Below are 17,171 nucleotides of genomic sequence, written 5' to 3'. Positions count from 1 at the left end.
TCCCGCTTTCAGGCGTGCGAGTGCTGTGCGTGGGCTGCCTCCGCCTGCGCTTCACCCGGCAGGTCCACCATCGGCCCGGTGCCGCTGTAGCGGTCCAGCGCGAGGTAGATCGCGGGCGTGATGTACAGCGTGATCACCTGCGAGAAGATCAGGCCGCCCACCACCGCCACGCCCAGCGGCTGACGCAGTTCGGCGCCGGCGCCCAGGCCCAGTGCGAGCGGCAGCGCGCCCATGAGCGCGGCCAGCGTGGTCATCAGAATCGGGCGAAAGCGCAGGCGGCAGGCCTCGCGGATCGCGTCCACCGGCTTCATGCCCTCGGTGCGCTGGGCCTCCAGGGCGAAGTCGATCATCATGATCGCGTTCTTCTTCACGATGCCGATCAAGAGCAGGATGCCGATGGTGGCGATCAGCGTGAGGTCGAAGCCGAAGATCTTCAGCGAGATCAGCGCGCCCACCGCGGCCGAGGGCAGGCCCGCGAGGATGGTGATCGGGTGGATGTAGCTCTCGTAGAGCACCCCCAGCAGCACGTAGATGACCAGCACCGCCAGCACCAGCAGCACGGCCTGGCTCGACTGCGAACTCTGGAACACCGCCGCGTCGCCGCCGTAGGTGGTGATGATCGACTGCGGCATCTTCAGCTCGCTCTTGAACTGGTCGATCTTCGCGGTCGCGTTGCCCAGCGGCACGTCGGGCGCGAGGTTGAACGACACCGTCACCGCCTGCAGCTGGCCCTGGTGGTTAACCGCGGTCGGCCCCACGGTGCGCTTGACGGTCGAAAAGGCCGACAGCGGCACCAGCTTGCCGGTGGTGCTGCGCACCGACAGGCGCGAGACGTCTTCCTCGAACTGGCGGTCGTCGTCGGCGGCCGAGAGGATCACCTGATAGGTGTTGCTCGCACCGTAGATGCTGCCGATCTGGCGGTCGCCGTACGCGTTGTAGAGCGCGGTGCGCAGGTCGCCCACGGCCACGCCGAGCACGCCGGCCTTGTCGCGGTCGATGTCGAGGGTGGCCTGCAGGCCGCGGTTCTGCGAGTCGCTGGTGACGTCGCGAAAGTCGGGGTCGGCGCGCATGCGTTCCATGAGCCGCGTGGCCCACGGCACCATCTCGCCCGCGTTGACGCTCTGCAGCGTGTACTGGAAGCGCGCCTTGCTCTGGCGCCCGCCCAGGCGCAGGTTCTGCACCGGCTGCATGTAGACGGCGATGCCCGGGATCTCGCGGAAGCGCTGGCGCAGCGACTCGAGCACCTTCGACATCTGCGGACGCTCGCCGCGCGGCTTGAGCACGGCGAACAGGCGGCCGGAGTTCTGCGTGGCCGTGGGCCCGCCCACGCCGACGAAGGAGCTCACGTAGTCGACGCTGGGGTCGTCCTTGAGCGCGGCGGCCACGCGGTCCTGCAGCGCCTTCATGGCGGTGAAGGAGATGTCTTCGGCCGCCTCGGTGGTGATCTGGATCTGGCCGATGTCTTCCTCGGGGAAGAAACCCTTCGGGATGGTCGCGAACAGCCAGCCGGTGACGACGAAGGTCAGCGCCGCCATCAGCAGCATCACCTTGCGGTGACCCAGCGTCCAGTCCAGCGTGCTCATGTAGGTCGCGTGCACCTTGCGGTAGCCGCGCTCGAAGGCACGGCCAATGGCGGTGCCGGGCTCGGGGTGTTCTTCCTCGTGGTCCATCGCGCCTTCCTTGCGCGGCACCTGCCTGAGCAGCCGGCTCGCGAGCATCGGCACCAGCGTGAGCGACACCACCGCCGACACCAGCACCGCCAGCGCCACCACCACCGCGAATTCGTGGAACAGCAGGCCGATCACGCCCGGCATGAAGAAGATCGGGATGAACACGGCCACCAGCGAGATGGAGATCGACACGATGGTGAAGCCCACCTCGCGCGCGCCGCGCAGCGCCGCCGCGAACGGATCCATGCCCTTCTCGACGTAGCGCATGATGTTCTCGAGCACCACGATGGCGTCGTCCACCACCAGGCCCACCGCAAGCGTGATGCCCAGCAGCGAGATGTTGTCCAGGCTGTAGCCGAAGGCGTAGAGCAGCGCCACCGCGCCGATCAGCGAGATGGGAATGGTCGCGGCCGGGATCAGCGTGGCCACCAGCCGGTGCAGGAACAGGAAGATCACCAGGACCACCAGCGCGATGGTGCCCAGCAGCGTCAGCTGCACGTCGTGCACCGCCTCGCGGATGGAGATGGAGCGGTCGTTCACCATCTGGATCTCGACCGACTGCGGCAGCTCCGCCTTGAAGCGCGGGATGAGCGCGCGCACCGCATCCACCACCTGCACGGTGTTGGCGTTGGGCTGGCGCTGCACGGCCAGCGAGATGGAATCCTGCCCGTTGAAGCTGCTGGCGGTCTTCACCGACTCGAAGCTGTCCTCGATGGTGGCCACCTCGTCCAGCCGCACCGGAGAGCCGTTGCGCTGGCCGACGATGAGCTTCGCGAAGTCGGCCGCCTTCATGAGCTGGCGGTTGGCCTGGATGGTGAGCGTCTGGCGCGGGCCGTCGAGCACGCCCACCGGCGTGTTGGCGTTGGCCGAGTTCACCGCCTTGGCGAGTTCGTCGAGCGTGATGTTGCGCGCGTTGAGCAGGTCGGCATTCGCCTTGATGCGCACCGCGAAGGCCTTGCGGCCGTACACGCCCACCTGCGCCACGCCGTCGATGGTCGAGAGCGTGGGCGAGATCAGGTTTTCGGCGTAGTCGTTGAGCTCCGACGGGTTCATCGACGGCGAGATCAGCGCGATGAAGAGCACCGGCGCGTCGGCCGGGTTCACCTTGCGGTAGGAGGGCAGCTGCGTCAGCTCCTGCGGCAGCTGCCGCTGGGCGCGCAGCAGCGCGGCCTGCACGTCGACGGCGGCAGCGTCGATGTCGCGGCTGCTCACGAATTCGAGCGTGAGCGAGGTCACGCCCTGCGTGTTCACCGAGCTGATGGTCTGCAGGCCGGGGATGGTCGAGAACTGCTTTTCGAGCGGCAGCGCGACCGATGAGGCCATGGTGTCCGGACTGGCCCCGGGCAGCTGCGCGTTGACGTTGATGACCGGCGTGTTGTAGCTGGGCAGCGCGGCAACGGGGATGCTGAAGTACGCGAAGATGCCGATGACGACCACGGCGGCGGACAGCAGCACCGTCATCGCCGGACGGCGGATGCAGAGCTCCGAGATGTTCATGCGCGTTCCTGGCGCGGCGGCTTGATGTCGGTGCCGTCGGTAGATGCGGCGCTGCCGGGCGTGACGCCCGTGGTGCCGTTCACCGGAGCACCTGGAGCCGTGCCCGGCGCCTTCGCATCCACGCGCACCTTGCCGCCCGGGCGCACGTTCTGGCTGCCCTCGATCACCACCTGCTCGCCGGGCTCGATGCCGCTCACCGCCACCTGCGTGCCGAAGGTGTGCAGCGCCTTCACCTTGCGGCGCGTGGCGGTCTTGGCCTGGTCGACCACGTACAGCGATGCGCCATCGGACAGCATCATCAGCGCCGCGGCCGGCACCACGGTGACGCCGTTGAGCGTGCGCACCGTGATGCGCGTGCCCACGAACTGCCCCGGCCACAGGCTCTGGTCGGCATTGGCGAACACGGCCTTGGCGCGCACGGTGCCGATCTGCGGATCGACGGTGTTGTCGACGAAATCGAGCGTGCCGGTCAGCGGCTCCCTGCGGCCGGTGACGACGGCCTCGACCTTGGAGCGCGAGCGCGCGGCCTCCAGCAGGTCCTGCAGGTTGCCTTCGGGCACGGGGAAGCTCACGGCGATCGGGTCGAGCTGGGTGACCGTGACCAGCGACAGCGTCGGCTGCACCAGCGTGCCCGGGTAGATGTTGACCGCGCCGATGCGCCCCGCGATGGGCGCGCGCAGCGTGGCATAGCCCAGCGCCACCTGCGCCGACTGCACGGCCGCGCGGTCGGCGGCCACGGCGGCGCGCTGCGCCTCGAGCTGCGAGAGCGTGGCGTCGGCCGCGCTCTTGGCGATGAAGTTCTGCGCCACCAGTTCCTGGCTGCGTTTGTACTGCCGCTCCAGGTCGGCCAGCGTGGCCTCGTCCTTCTTCTGCTGCGCCTTCGCGCGCGCGAGGTTGGCCTGGTCGTTGCGGTCGTCGAGCGAGAAGAGCAGCTGGCCGGCCTTGACGAACTGGCCTTCCTTCACATGCACCGCGCTCACCGTGTTGGTCACCTGCGGGCGCAGGTCGACGCTGTTGAGGGACACCACGCTGCCGTTGACCTGCACGGTCACGGGCACGTCCTGCTTCTTCGCCGTGGCCAGCGTCACGAGCGCCGCAGCGCCACCGCCCGCCGGTGCGCCGCCAGCGGCCGGGGCCTTGGCGTTCTTCGCAGCGGACTTGTCTGCGGACATGCTCCACCACCCGCCCGCGACGGCTACGATCAACACGCCCGCAAGGGCGACGGCGACATTTTTCTTCATGGGTTCTTGTGCACTTTGGGCTGACACGGCTATTGGATCAGCGGCCGACTCCTGGTGATCATGGGTCCCGTAAAGAAATGTAAAGCAGGTCAACCGAAAGTCGCACTACTCGCTGCGGCCGGCCCGGGCCGGCAGGAGCCCATCGCTAAAATCGCCGGTCCACAGCCTCTGGATAAACCCCATGAACCGCTGCAAGAAACAATCCACGAATGCTCTCACTTCCATAGCGCTTTGCACAGCAGCCATTGCGGCTGCAGGCCTTTTCCCGATCGCCGCCAGCGCACAGGACGAAGTCCCCCGCCCACAGACCCAGAACGAGTCGCTCGTGGGCGGCCGCACCTTCCCCATCGGCACCCTGCGCGGCAAGTTCATGGTGACCAACGCGCCCGACGTCGAGCTCGACGGCAGGCCCGACCGCCTGGGCGCCGGCGCGCGCATCCGCAGTGGCCAGAACATGCTGGTGATGCCCGGCGCCATCGTCGGCCAGAAGTACCTCGTCAACTACACGCGCGACGCCGCCGGGCTGCTGCGCGAGGTGTGGATCCTCACGCCCGACGAAGCCACCGCCAGCCGCGAATCGCTGGACAAGCCGTTCCTGAACATCTGGCCGTTCACCTCGAACGACACCCTCAACACGCAGTAAGCAAGCAAGAAGACGGCCGGCGCGGCGGGTCCCGCGCGCCAGCCGCCGTGCCTTCCCCTTCAAGCAGGGAGGCCACGAGAGAGAGCTCCCCATGAAAAAAGTATTCATCAAGACCTTCGGCTGCCAGATGAACGAGTACGACTCGGACAAGATGGCCGACGTGCTCAACGCCGCGCAGGGCTACGAGCCCACCCAGAACGTGGACGAGGCCGACCTCATCCTGTTCAACACCTGCTCGGTGCGCGAGAAGGCGCAGGAGAAGGTGTTCTCCGACCTCGGCCGCGTGAAGCACCTGAAGGCCAAGGGAGTGAAGATCGGCGTGGGCGGCTGCGTGGCCAGCCAGGAGGGCGAGGCCATCATCGCGCGCGCGCCTTATGTCGACATCGTGTTCGGCCCGCAGACCCTGCACCGCCTGCCCGAGATGCTGAGCGACCGCGAGCGCCTGGACCGCCCGCAGGTGGACATCAGCTTCCCCGAGATCGAGAAGTTCGACCACCTGCCGCCCGCGCGCGTCGAGGGCGCGACCGCCTTCGTGTCGATCATGGAAGGCTGCTCCAAGTACTGCAGCTACTGCGTGGTGCCCTACACCCGCGGCGAGGAAGTGAACCGCCCGCTCGACGACGTGCTCGTCGAGATCGCAGGCCTGGCCGACCAGGGCGTGCGCGAGATCACGCTGCTGGGCCAGAACGTGAATGCCTACCGCGGGAAGATGGGCGATACGGCCGAGATCGCCGACTTCGCACTGCTCATCGAGTACGTCGCCGAGATCCCCGGCATCGAGCGCATCCGCTACACCACCAGCCATCCGAACGAGTTCACGCCGCGCCTCATCGAGGCCTACGCGAAGGTGCCGCAGCTCGTGAGCCACCTGCACCTGCCGGTGCAGCACGGCAGCGACCGCATCCTGATGGCGATGAAACGCGGCTACACCGCCATGGAATACAAGAGCACGGTGCGCAAGCTGCGCGCCATCCGCCCGGAGCTCGCGCTCAGCAGCGACTTCATCGTCGGCTTCCCCGGCGAGACCGAGGACGACTTCGGCAAGATGATGAAGCTGATCGACGACTGCCAGTTCGACGCCAGCTTCAGCTTCATCTTCAGCCCGCGCCCCGGCACGCCGGCGGCCGCGCTGCACGACGACACGCCGCACGAAGTGAAGCTCGCACGGCTGCAGAAGCTGCAGGCCGTGATCGACGCCAACGTGAAGCGCTTCGGCCAGGCGCTGGTCGGGACCACGCAGCGCGTGCTGGTGGAAGGCGCCTCGCGCAGGGACGCGAACGAGCTCATGGGCCGCACCGCCTGCAACCGCGTCGTCAACTTCGAGGGCGACGCGCGACTCGTGGGCCAGATGGCCGACCTGCGCATCACGCGCTCGCTGGCCTACACGCTGCGCGGCGAAGTCGTCACGAACGAATCGCCGATGGCGCTCGCCCACCACTGATGGCGAAGCGTCCGTCCATCCGGGGCTCGTTCCAGCAGCTCCTGCTCTTCGCCTTCCTTCTGATCACCGCGCTGCTGGTCGGCGTGGCACTGCGCTCGGTGCTGCAGTACGACGCGCTCATGACGCAAAGCCGCGACGCGGCCGCGCGCGCGCTGCGCCTGTCGGGCGCCTCGCAGTCGCTGGCCGAGCGCAGCGCGGCCATGGAGCGCGCCGGGCGCCAGTCGCTGGTGCTGAACGACGCCGTGCTGCGCCGCCGCTTCGACGAGGCGGCGCGCGAGGCGCACCAGGTGCTCGATCGCCTGGAGAAGAACGGCCTGCCGCCCGCCGGCATCGAGATGTGGCGCACGCAGCTCGGCGTGATCGAGGGCCTGATGAGCGGCAGCGCCGACAGCGCCCTGGCCCGCGAGAGCACGATGGCGATGCAGTTCCGCGAGCTCGACGCGCTCAACACCAACCTGGCGCAGCAGGCGCAGTTCCTCATCGAGACGCAGAACGACGCGCTGGCCAGGCGCATCGAGAACGCGCGCCGCCGGCTGATGCGCGAGGTGGTGGCCGCCAGCGTGCTGGCCGCGGTGCTGGCGCTGGCCTTCGGCATCTGGCTGGCGCGGCCCTTCAAGCGGCTGGAGCAGGCCATCGTCGGCCTCGGACAGAACCGGCTCGACGAGCCGATCGACATCCGCGGCCCCGCCGACGTGCGCCGCGTGTCGCAGCAGCTCGAATGGCTGCGGCTGCGCCTGACCGAACTCGACGCCGACAAGGCGCGCTTCCTGCGCCACGTGTCGCACGAGCTGAAGACGCCGCTGGCCGCGCTGCGCGAGGGCGTGTCGCTGCTCGAAGACGGCGTGACCGGGCCGCTGAACCCGGCGCAGCTGGAGGTGGCGCAGATCCTCAACCAGAACACGGTGGCGCTGCAGGGCCAGATCGAGGCGCTGCTGCGCTTCAATGCCGCCGCCTTCGAGGCACGCGAGCTGCGCCGCGAGCGCACCGAGCTGCTGCCGCTGATCGAGGAGCAGATCGAAGGCCAGCGCCTGCAGTGGCAGTCGCACGGCCTGCGCGTGCGCGCCGAGGGCGAGGCGGTCACCGTCACGGTCGACCGCGCCAAACTGGGCACCGCCATCGCCAACCTGCTGAGCAACGCCATCCGCTTTTCGGTAACGGGAGGTGTCATCACGCTGGCCGTGTCGCAGACACCGGAAGCGGTGCACATCGACGTGAACGACGCCGGGCCGGGCATCGCCGAGGGCGACCGCGACCGGATCTTCGAACCCTTCTTCCGCGGCGAGCGCCAGCCCGAGCACACGGTGAAGGGCACGGGCATCGGACTTTCCATCGTGCAGGAGTACATTGCAGCCCACGGGGGCCGCATCACACTGCAGCCCGGCGGTCCCGGTGCCCACTTCCGCATCGAGCTGCCGCGCACGGCCTGACCACCCCGGCATCCCCTTTCCAGAAAAACCGTCCGAACGCCTCGCGTCCTTCTTCGACCCATGTCTTTTCCGTTCGTCCGCCGTTCCTCCTTCGCCGGGGCGATGACCGTGCCTTTCGTCCTGCTGCTGGCCGCCTGCGCCTCGCAGCCCAAGCCGCCCGCGGAGGCCGATGCGCTGCCGCCGCCGCCGGTCGTGCCGCGCGTGATGCCGGTGGAGGCCGAACCCAAGGCGCCGGCCACGCAGCCCGCCGCCTCGCTCTTCACGACGATGCTGCAGGGTCCGGTGTCCTCGATGCTGTCGTACGCCGACAAGGTTCGCCCGCTCAACGGCGCCGACCTGAGCGCCGAGATCGCCCGCGTGGGCGACCCCGGCGACTCGCCCACCGCGCAGATGCAGGTGGCGCTGCTGCTCTCGCAGACCCGCGTGCCGGCCGACCTGGCGCGCGCGCTGGGCCTGCTGCAGCGGGTGATCTCCAACCCCGCGCCCGAAGCGCAGGCGCTGCAGCCGCTGGCGCGCGCACTCGCTGCCCGCTATGTCGAGCAGCGCCGCGTGGAGGACGACCGCGACAAGCAGGTGCAGCAGCTGCGCGACAGCCAGCGCCGCATCGACCAGCTCAACGACCGCATCGAAGCCCTGCGCGCCATCGAGCGCAGCTTCGCGCGGCCCAACAGCAACCCGGCGTCGGCCGTGCCCGCCGCGCCGCCCAACGCAGGCAAACCCAATCAATGAGCACCACCGGCGCCCGCCTCCTCGTGGTCGATGACGACCCGGACATGCTGCGGCTGCTCTCGATGCGGCTGAGCTCGGCGGGCTACCAGGTCACGGCCGTCACTTCGGCCGAGACGGCGCTCACGCAGTTGGAAATCGAGCACCCGCAACTGGTGCTGAGCGACGTGCGCCTGCCCGGGCGCGACGGCCTGCAGCTCTTCGACGAGATCCGCAAGCGCCATCCCTCGCTGCCGGTGATTCTGCTGACCGCGCACGGCACCATTCCCGACGCCGTGGAAGCCACCGCGCGCGGTGTCTTCACCTACCTGACCAAGCCCTACGACGGGCGGGAACTGCTCGAGAAGATCGCGCAGGCCCTGGCGCTCGGCGCCCCCGCCGCCACGCCGAGCAAGGCCGGCGACGACAGCTGGCGCTCCGAGATCGTGAGCCGCAGCAACCGCATGGCCGAACTGCTGGCCGAGGCGCGCATGGTCGCCAAGTCCGACGCCTCGGTGCTGCTGCGCGGCGACTCCGGCGCCGGCAAGGAAATGCTGGCGCGCGCCATCCACAAGGCCAGCGCGCGCGCCGACAAGCCTTTCGTGGCGGTCAACTGCGGTGCCATTCCCGAGGCGCTGCTCGAATCGGAGCTCTTCGGCCACATGAAGGGCGCCTTCACCGACGCCCACGCCAATCACAAGGGCCTGTTCCAGCAGGCCGACGGCGGCACGCTGCTGCTGGACGAAATCGGGGACATGCCGCCTGCCCTGCAGGTCAAGCTGCTGCGCGTGCTGCAGGAGCGCGCGGTGCGGCCGCTGGGGGCGAGCCAGTCGATCCAGGTCGACGTGCGCATCGTCTCGGCCACCCACCGCGACCTCGACGCCGCGATGGAAGCCGGCCAGTTCCGCGAGGACCTCTATTACCGCCTGAACGTGGTTACGCTGACGCTGCCGCCGCTGTCGGCGCGCCGCGAAGACATTCCGCTGCTGGCCAACCACTTCCTGCAGCGCCTGTCGACCAAGTACGGCAAGCGGCTCTCGGGCTTCGCCCCCGAGGCGCTGAAAGCGCTGACCATGGCCGCCTGGCCGGGCAACGTGCGACAGCTCTACAACGTGGTGGAGCAGGTGTGCGCGCTGTCGAGCTCGCCGCTGATCCCGCTGGCGCTGGTGCAGCGGGCGCTGCGCGTGCCGACGGTGGAGGTGCAGACCTACGCCGAGGCCAAGCAGCGTTTCGAGCGCGATTACCTGGTCGGCCTGCTCAAGCTGACGGACGGCAATGTGGCCGACGCAGCCCGCCTGGCCGACCGGAATCGCACCGAGTTCTACCGGCTTCTGCAGAAGCACGAACTCACCCCGGGCCACTTCAAGGCCGACGCTGTCGCTGGCGGTGGAGACGCTGTCGCCGAGTAGCGACGCCGCTAAGTTGTTGATTTTCTTGACCTAAGCCCGCCAGTCACCCAGGCTTGTCGGGATTCGGCGACAAAAATAGGGGTTTGGAGGCCCTCCGGCGGCCTTTCTCCACGAAAAATACTCTCGAACACGCCCAAGTCGTTGATCTGAAAGCGTTTTTCCAGCCTGGCACAGGGTTTGCCCCTGTACCGGCATGACAGCACTTACCAGCCCATCTTTCGCACTGCGCCAGCAGCGCGACGGCCTGCGTCAAAAGCAGTTTTCCCCCTCGCGGCCCCGTGCCGCGGGCCATTCGCTGGCCGCGCTCGCAAGCGCCGGCGGCGCCTCCTCCGACTGTGTCTTCAAGCGCCTTCCGGCCATTGGCGACACCCCCTCCCTCGACAAGCAACGTTGGTAAACCGCATGAAGCCGAACGACTTCTCCCAACTGAACGTGCTGGCCGACACCGATTTCTCGCGCCGCAGCCAGGTTCGCGAAGAACGCCATCCCAACTCCGTCACCGCTCCGCCGGTCAACCGCGGCTCCATGACGCCGCGTCCTTGGCGCGGTTTCTGGAACAGCCTCGGCACCGCCGCGCTGGTCAAGCTCGGCGCGGGCCGTGACGCCGAAGCCGGCGCTCACCCCGTCAACGAAACGAAGCAGCCCTGGCAGCGCGCCGCCGCCCGCCGCCGCTTCGCCTTCATGATGCTCACGCTGCTGAGCACCGTGATCGCGTCCTCGCTCTTCGCCAGCGTGCAGCCCGACTACGACAACCTCTGGCTCGAATACGGCCAGATCGGCCTGTACGGCCTGCTCTCGGGCTGGGTCGTGACCGGCTTCGTGACCGCGCTCATGGGCTTCTACGTTTCCGTGCGCGGTGACAAATACTCCCTCTCGGCGAAGCAGGTGGCCCACCACCCGATGAACCCCGAGGCACGCACCGCGATCATCATGCCGATCTGCAACGAGGACGTGGCCACCGTGTTCGCCGGCCTGCGCGCCACCTGCGAATCGGTCGCGGCCACCGGCCACGCCAGGCAGTTCGACGTGTTCGTGCTGTCCGACAGCTACAACCCCGAGACCGCCGCCGCCGAGCGCGCCGCCTGGGAAGACCTGCGCGCCGCGCTGGCCGAGAGCCCCAACCAGCCGCAGGTCGAGGTCTACTACCGCCTGCGCACCCGCCGCACGCACCGCAAGGCCGGCAACGTCGCCGACTTCTGCCGCCGCTGGGGCAAGGACTACCGCTACATGGTCGTGCTCGACGCCGACTCGGTGATGAGCGGCGACTGCCTGACCTCGATGGTCAAGCTGATGGAAGCCAACCCCACCGCCGGCATCATCCAGACCGCGACGCAGGCCATCGGCCACGTCACGCTGCACGCCCGCGCTCAGCAGTTCGCTTCGCGCGTCACCGGCCGCCTGTTCACGCTGGGCATGCAGTTCTGGCAGCTGGGCGAGTCGCACTACTGGGGCCACAACGCGATCATCCGCGTCGAGCCCTTCATGAAGCACTGCGCGCTGGCCCCGATCAAGGGCACCGGCGGCATGTCGGGCGGCATCATGTCGCACGACTTCGTCGAAGCCGCCCTGATGCGCCGCGCCGGCTACCACGTGTGGCTGGTGTCGGACCTGGTCGGCAGCTACGAACAGCAACCGCCGGACCTGCTGGCCGAACTCCAGCGCGACCGCCGCTGGTGCCAGGGCAACCTGCAGAACGCCCGCCTGATGGCCGAACCCGGCATCCACTCCGTGCACCGCGCGATGTTCGTGACCGGCACCATGGCTTACGTCTCGGCCCCGCTGTGGCTCGCGTTCCTGACGCTGGGCACGGCCCTGTGGCTGAGCGGCTCGAGCCTGGTCTCCAGCTGGAGCGTGCTGCCCGCCGAACTGGCCGGCCTGTGGGTCTGGACCCTGTGCCTGCTGTTCCTGCCGCGCGTGCTGGGCATCGCCGCCGTGCTGATGCGCGGCGAGCAGCGCCAGTACGGTGGCCTCTGGGGCCTGGTGAAGAGCTCGGTGATGGAAGCCGGCCTGGCGATCGTGCAGGCACCGGTGCGCATGCTGGCTCATTCGCTCTTCGTGCTGGTCGCCCTCACCGGCATCAAGCTCGACTGGAAGTCGCCCCCGCGTGAAGCCGCCGCCGTGCCGTGGAAGGTCGCTGCCTCGCAGCTTGCGCCCATGACGCTGGTGATCGCGATGCTGGCCGCAGGCGTCGCCATGATCGACCCGAGCGCGCTGGTCTGGCTCATGCCCGTCGGCCTGCCGCTGCTGCTGGCGATCCCGCTGACCGTGCTGACCAGCCAGATCGCGCTGGGCACCACGCTGCGCGACCGCGGCTACCTGCTGATTCCCGAGGAATCGCGCTCGCCGGCCGTGCTGCGCCGTGCATGGATGCACGCGCTGCGCCTGGCGCGTCCGGCAGCTCTCGCGACGGCCTGATGCGCTGAAGCTCCAACCTCCGAAAGAAGCCGGCCACTGCGCCGGCTTTTTTCATGGCGCGCATATCGCTAGAATCGCCGACTCTTTTTTCATCCACCCACGAATCCCCCTCGATCCACAGGAGCGCCAAGTGCCCCGTCTCGCCGTCATCACCCTCTGACGCCGACAACGCCGCTTCATTGCCAGTCATGTCGGGCGCCAAGCTGCGCTTTCCGCTGACCGCAATCCGCTTCTTCCAGCTTTCCAGCTTCGCTCCCGCACGTTGTCGGTTCTTCCTGGTTCCAACCGGAGAACAAACGTGTTTCCCCTCTCTTCTTCTCTTTCATCGATCCCGCTGCTCAAGTACCCGCGTACTGCGCATCTGGAAGGCTCCCGGCTGCAGGCCGGCGACAGCGACGACGGCCAGGCGCCGCTGTCGGAACTGCAAGGCATGCACGTCGTCATCGAGGAAAAGCTCGACGGCGCCAATGCAGCCGTGTCGTTCACGTCCGCCGGAGAGCTGCTGCTGCAGTCGCGCGGCCACTACCTCGCGGGCGGCGCCGGCGAGCGGCAGTTCAACCTGTTCAAGCACTGGGCCGCCGCGCATGAAGCGGCGCTGCTGGAGCGGCTCGAAGACCGCTACGTGATGTACGGCGAATGGTGCTTCGCCAAGCACAGCTGCTGGTACGACCGGCTGCCGGCCTTCTTCCTGGAGTTCGACATCTACGACCGGCAGTCGCAGTGCTTCCTGTCGACGCCGGCGCGGCATGCGCTGCTCGAAGGCAGCCCGGTGCTGCCGGTGCCCGTGCTCTACGAAGGCGAAATGCCACGCAGCGCGAAGGCATTGCAGGCGCTCGTGCGGCCCTCGCTGGCACGCAGCGCAAGCTGGAGGCCCGCCTTCGAAGCTGCGGTGGCACAGGAAGGCCAGCCGCTCGATCTGGTTCGGCAGCAGACCGACCTGTCCGATCTCGCCGAGGGCCTGTACCTCAAGACCGAGTCCAACGACCAGGTGACGGGCCGCTACAAATGGGTGCGCCCGGACTTCGTCCAGACCATCCTCGACTCGGGCTCGCACCACAGCCGACGGCCGGTACTGCCCAACCAGCTCGCGCCGGGCGTGGACCTCTACGCGCCGACGCCGCAGCTGACATGGCAGGACCTGGGCCTGCGCACATTGCGCGATCCGGCCGAACTGACGACCACGGGGAGAAAGCGATGAACTTCGACGACCTGCGCGCCCTGGTGCCCGAGCCCGGCAAGGACACCGACTGGGCGCAATGCTGCGATCTGCTGCCGGCCCTGCTGCGCCTCGAAGAGACGCCGCAGGACCCGTACTACCACGCCGAAGGCAACGTCGGCATCCACACGCGCATGGTGCTCGACGCCCTGATGCAGGACGAGCACTACCGCCGCGCCGATGCCGACGGCCGCTTCGTGCTGTTCATGGCCTGCATGCTGCACGACATCGCCAAGCCCGACACCACGGTGATCGACGAGGCCAGCGGCCGCATCGGCCAGCCGGGCCACTCGCGCCGGGGCGCGGTCGACGTGCGCGTGCTGATGTGGAAGGCTCGCGTGCCTTTCGCGCTGCGCGAGGCGGTGTGCCGGATCATCGCGGTGCACCAGCTGCCATTCCACGCCTTCGCCTCGCGCAAGGGCGTGCGGCCGGAGTGGCTGGTTCACAAGCTCTCGTGGGAGCTGAGCCTGCCCGACCTGTGCTGCGTGGCGCGCTGCGACATGCTCGGGCGCCACTACGAGAAGCGCGCGGACAGCATGGCCGACATCGCGCTCTTCGAGCAACTGGCGCAGGAGGAAGGCTGCTGGGAAGGCCCTCGGAAGATGGCCGACGCCCACACGCGCCTGGCCTACTTCCGCGGCGCCGACACCAGCCCCGACTACCCGCTGTTCCAGAACGCCGGATCGCAGGTGACGGTGATGTGCGGCCTGCCCGCCAGCGGCAAGAACCACTGGGTGGCGCAGCACCGCAAGGGCTGGCCGGTGGTGTCCTTCGACGATGCCCGCGCCGAGCTCGGCCTGAAGCACGGCGAGAACGACGGCCTCGCCGCGCACCACGCGGTCGACCAGGCGAAGGCGCTGCTGCGCAGGCAGGAGCGCTTCGTCTGGAACGCCACGCACCTGAGCCAGCAGATGCGCACCAAGACGCTCGACCTGCTGTGGGCCTACCACGCGCACATCGAGCTGGTGTACCTGGAAGCGCCGCACGCGGAGCTGATGCGCCGCAACCGCGAGCGCGACACCACGCTGTCGAACGCGGGCATCGAGCGCATGCTGCATCGCTGGGAGCTGCCGGCGCCGGTGGAGGCGCACAAGACGGTCTACGAGGTCCAGACCTGAAAAGCAGAAGGCCCGCCGGTTCATCTCGGCGGGCCTTCTTCTATATGTATGTGTGCGTGCGGCGTCCGCTCAGAACGGCAGCTTCGGCCCGCCGGGGCCGCCCATTCCGCCCAGGCCCTTCATGCCGCCCATGCGCTTCATCATCTTCATGAGGCCGCCGCCCTTCATCTTCTTCATCATTCCCTGCATCTGCTCGAACTCGTTGAGCAGGCGGTTCACTTCCTGGACCTGCACGCCGGCACCGGCCGCGATGCGGCGCTTGCGCGTGGCCTTCAGCAGCTCGGGCTTGCGCCGTTCCAGCGGAGTCATGCTGTTGATGATGCCTTCCTTGCGGCGAATGTCGCGCTCGGCGCGGCTCAGGTCGGCCTCGCTGGCCTTGGCGGCCATCTGCGTGGGCAGCTTGTCCATCAGGCTGGAGAGGCCGCCCATCTGCTTCATCTGCTGCAGCTGGCCGAGGAAGTCGTTGAGGTCGAAGCCCGCGCCGCTCTTGACCTTGGCGGCGAGCTTCTGCGCCGCCGCCACGTCGACGCCGGCCGTGACCTGCTCGACCAGCGCCACGATGTCGCCCATGCCCAGGATGCGGCCGGCGTGGCGTTCGGCGTCGAACACCTCCAGGCCGTCGATCTTCTCGCTCACGCCCGCGAACTTGATCGGCACGCCCGTCACCTGCCGCACCGACAGCGCCGCGCCGCCGCGTGAATCGCCGTCGGTCTTGGTCAGGATGATGCCGGTGAGCGGCAGCGCTTCCTTGAAGGCCTTGGCGGTATTGACTGCGTCCTGGCCCTGCATGGCGTCGACCACGAACAGGGTTTCGACCGGGTCGAGCGCGGCGTGCAGCTGCTTGATCTCGGCCATCAGCACTTCGTCGATGGCCAGGCGGCCGGCCGTGTCGACCAGCAGCACGTCGAAATAGTGGCGCCTGGCGTGGTCGAGCGCGGCGCGCGCGATGTCCAGCGGCTTCTGGTCGGGCGTGCTGGGGAACCACTCGGCGCCGGCCTGCCTGGTGACGGTCTTGAGCTGCTCGATGGCGGCGGGGCGATACACGTCGCCCGACACGGTGAGCACCTTCTTCTTGCGCTTCTCGATCAGGTGCTTGGCCAGCTTGGCGGTGGTGGTGGTCTTGCCGGCGCCCTGCAGGCCGGCCATCAGGATCACCGCCGGCGGCTGGGCCGCGAGGTTGATGTCGGAAACGCCCTCGCCCATGGTGGCGGCGAGCTCGCGGTTGACGATGCCCACCAGCGCCTGGCCCGGCTTGAGCGAGCCCAGCACTTCCTGGCCGAGCGCCTTCTCCTTCACGCGGGCGACGAAATCGCGCACGACGGGCAGGGCCACGTCGGCTTCCAGCAGCGCCATGCGCACCTCGCGCAGCATGTCCTGCACGTTGCTTTCGGTGATGCGGGCCTGACCGCTCATCGTCTTGACGAGGCGGGAGAACTTTTCTGTGAGGGCGGTGGCCATGAGGGGGATGCCTTGCTGCCCGCTATGGCGCGGGCCGGATGAGAAGCCTGGGAGACGGGAAAGAACTTGAAGCCGGGCGCCGGGAACGCAATAGCGAGACGCTAAACTCCGGCCGATGATTTTAGCGATCCCCTCCCCGCTCGGCGTGGCTCTGGGCATCGCCACCGCGGTTGCCTACGGTTTTGTCGCCGCCGCCGGCGCCAGATTCAGCCGCCAATCGACCCAATGGACGCTCGGGATCGCATGGCTGCTGCACGCCGCCGCTCTCGCCCATGGTCTCGTCGGCAGCGAACCGCGCTTCGGTTTCGCGCCCGCGCTGTCGGTCACGGCCTGGCTGGTGCTCACTGTCTACGCGGTCGAAAGCCGCATGTATCCGCAACTGAAGGTGCGTCGCGCGCTCGCCTGGCTGGGCGCGGCCGCGGTGCTGCTGGCCATCCTGTTTCCCGGCACGCCGCTGCACGTGACGGCCTCGCCGTGGCTGCCGCTGCATCTGGCGCTGGGCATCGCCTCGTACGGCCTTTTCGGCGCCGCGGTGGTGCACGCCTGGCTCATCACCCGCGCAGAGAAGCAGATCCGCCTGGCCGCGGCCGTGGAACCGCAAGGCGGCGTGCCGCTGCTCACGCTCGAGCGGCTCACCTTCCGCTTCGTCACCGCCGGCTTCGTGCTGCTGTCGGCCACGCTGCTGGCGGGCCTGCTGTTCAGCGAGCAGCTGTACGGCGCCGCCGGCCGTGCCTGGAAATGGGACCACAAGACCATCTTCTCGGTGCTCGCCTGGATCAGCTTCGCGATCCTGCTGATCGGCCGCGCCCGCTTCGGCTGGCGCGGACGGACCGCGCGCCGCGTGCTCTATGCCGGCTCGGCGCTGCTGCTGCTGGCCTACGTCGGCTCGCGCTTCGTGCTCGAAGTGGTTCTCGCGCGCCCCCCCGTCTGA

12 protein-coding genes are annotated in these 17,171 nt (G+C 68.5%); 9 read left to right on the top strand and 3 right to left on the bottom strand.

Translation table 11 applies throughout. The features are described 5' to 3' along the window. Nucleotides 1–8: 8 nt before the first annotated feature. Together ABL838_RS05150 and ABL838_RS05145 are read right to left on the bottom strand one after the other, a co-directional pair. Nucleotides 9–3,167: an efflux RND transporter permease subunit gene (locus tag ABL838_RS05150; protein WP_418124521.1), complete on the bottom strand. Its 3,159-nt coding sequence runs from the start codon at nt 3,165–3,167 to the stop codon at nt 9–11. Further along, nucleotides 3,164–4,339 carry an efflux RND transporter periplasmic adaptor subunit gene (locus ABL838_RS05145; protein ID WP_126021701.1) on the bottom strand — a complete coding sequence of 392 codons (1,176 nt, stop codon included), beginning with the start codon at nt 4,337–4,339 and terminating at the stop codon, nt 3,164–3,166. Before ABL838_RS05145 ends, ABL838_RS05150 begins: the two co-directional genes overlap by 4 nt. A gap of 394 nt (nt 4,340–4,733) precedes the next feature. Here ABL838_RS05145 and ABL838_RS05140 point away from each other — a divergent pair, with 394 nt between their 5' ends. The 8 genes from ABL838_RS05140 to ABL838_RS05105 all read left to right on the top strand — a co-directional run bounded on the left by ABL838_RS05140 (nt 4,734) and on the right by ABL838_RS05105 (nt 14,782). Next, nucleotides 4,734–5,051: a hypothetical protein gene (locus ABL838_RS05140; protein ID WP_260319175.1), complete on the top strand. Its 318-nt coding sequence runs from the start codon at nt 4,734–4,736 to the stop codon at nt 5,049–5,051. Between the two features lie 91 nt (nt 5,052–5,142). Next, entirely contained in the window at nt 5,143–6,492 is a 1,350-nt protein-coding gene (miaB, locus tag ABL838_RS05135) for a tRNA (N6-isopentenyl adenosine(37)-C2)-methylthiotransferase MiaB (protein WP_418119198.1), read from the top strand. Further along, complete coding sequence (locus tag ABL838_RS05130) at nt 6,492–7,919, top strand: sensor histidine kinase (RefSeq protein ID WP_126021367.1); 1,428 nt, start codon at nt 6,492–6,494, stop codon at nt 7,917–7,919. The genes miaB and ABL838_RS05130 overlap by 1 nt, the downstream gene beginning before the upstream one ends. Before the next feature lie 60 nt (nt 7,920–7,979). Further along, on the top strand, nt 7,980–8,648 hold the full coding sequence (locus tag ABL838_RS05125) for a hypothetical protein (RefSeq protein WP_126021368.1): 669 nt from the start codon (nt 7,980–7,982) through the stop codon (nt 8,646–8,648). After that, a complete protein-coding gene (locus ABL838_RS05120) occupies nt 8,645–10,033 on the top strand; it encodes a sigma 54-interacting transcriptional regulator (RefSeq protein ID WP_126021369.1) in 1,389 nt (462 codons plus the stop codon). The genes ABL838_RS05125 and ABL838_RS05120 overlap by 4 nt, the downstream gene beginning before the upstream one ends. 402 nt (nt 10,034–10,435) lie before the next feature. Beyond that, entirely contained in the window at nt 10,436–12,448 is a 2,013-nt protein-coding gene (gene mdoH / locus ABL838_RS05115; protein ID WP_418124520.1) for a glucans biosynthesis glucosyltransferase MdoH, read from the top strand. A gap of 298 nt (nt 12,449–12,746) precedes the next feature. After that, nucleotides 12,747–13,646 (top strand): RNA ligase family protein, encoded by a 900-nt coding sequence (locus ABL838_RS05110; RefSeq protein WP_418124519.1) that lies wholly within the window; start codon nt 12,747–12,749, stop codon nt 13,644–13,646. After that, nucleotides 13,643–14,782, top strand: coding sequence for an AAA family ATPase (locus ABL838_RS05105; RefSeq protein ID WP_418124518.1), 1,140 nt, complete (start codon nt 13,643–13,645; stop codon nt 14,780–14,782). The genes ABL838_RS05110 and ABL838_RS05105 overlap by 4 nt, the downstream gene beginning before the upstream one ends. 69 nt (nt 14,783–14,851) lie before the next feature. Here ABL838_RS05105 and ffh read toward each other — a convergent pair whose 3' ends face one another. Continuing rightward, the gene (gene ffh, locus ABL838_RS05100) at nt 14,852–16,240 is read right to left on the bottom strand and encodes a signal recognition particle protein (protein ID WP_184634780.1); all 1,389 of its coding nucleotides are present in this window, start codon (nt 16,238–16,240) and stop codon (nt 14,852–14,854) included. 115 nt (nt 16,241–16,355) lie between these two features. Here ffh and ABL838_RS05095 point away from each other — a divergent pair, with 115 nt between their 5' ends. Continuing rightward, on the top strand, nt 16,356–17,171 hold the full coding sequence (locus tag ABL838_RS05095; protein ID WP_126021374.1) for a cytochrome C assembly family protein: 816 nt from the start codon (nt 16,356–16,358) through the stop codon (nt 17,169–17,171).

This window comes from Variovorax sp. 160MFSha2.1 (assembly GCF_048305075.1).
Taxonomy (GTDB): Bacteria; Pseudomonadota; Gammaproteobacteria; order Burkholderiales; family Burkholderiaceae_C; genus Variovorax; species Variovorax guangxiensis.
This window is presented reverse-complemented; position numbering and strand designations above follow the sequence as displayed.

Excerpts from the sequence above, each read along its gene's own strand:
- ABL838_RS05150 (WP_418124521.1), bottom strand. The coding sequence starts at position 3,167 with ATGAACATCTCGGAGCTCTGCATCCGCCGTCCGGCGATGACGGTGCTG.
- ABL838_RS05145 (WP_126021701.1), bottom strand. The coding sequence starts at position 4,339 with ATGTCCGCAGACAAGTCCGCTGCGAAGAACGCCAAGGCCCCGGCCGCT.
- miaB (WP_418119198.1), top strand. The coding sequence starts at position 5,143 with ATGAAAAAAGTATTCATCAAGACCTTCGGCTGCCAGATGAACGAGTAC.
- ABL838_RS05130 (WP_126021367.1), top strand. The coding sequence starts at position 6,492 with ATGGCGAAGCGTCCGTCCATCCGGGGCTCGTTCCAGCAGCTCCTGCTC.
- ABL838_RS05125 (WP_126021368.1), top strand. The coding sequence starts at position 7,980 with ATGTCTTTTCCGTTCGTCCGCCGTTCCTCCTTCGCCGGGGCGATGACC.
- ABL838_RS05120 (WP_126021369.1), top strand. The coding sequence starts at position 8,645 with ATGAGCACCACCGGCGCCCGCCTCCTCGTGGTCGATGACGACCCGGAC.
- mdoH (WP_418124520.1), top strand. The coding sequence starts at position 10,436 with ATGAAGCCGAACGACTTCTCCCAACTGAACGTGCTGGCCGACACCGAT.
- ABL838_RS05105 (WP_418124518.1), top strand. The coding sequence starts at position 13,643 with ATGAACTTCGACGACCTGCGCGCCCTGGTGCCCGAGCCCGGCAAGGAC.
- ffh (WP_184634780.1), bottom strand. The coding sequence starts at position 16,240 with ATGGCCACCGCCCTCACAGAAAAGTTCTCCCGCCTCGTCAAGACGATG.
- ABL838_RS05095 (WP_126021374.1), top strand. The coding sequence starts at position 16,356 with ATGATTTTAGCGATCCCCTCCCCGCTCGGCGTGGCTCTGGGCATCGCC.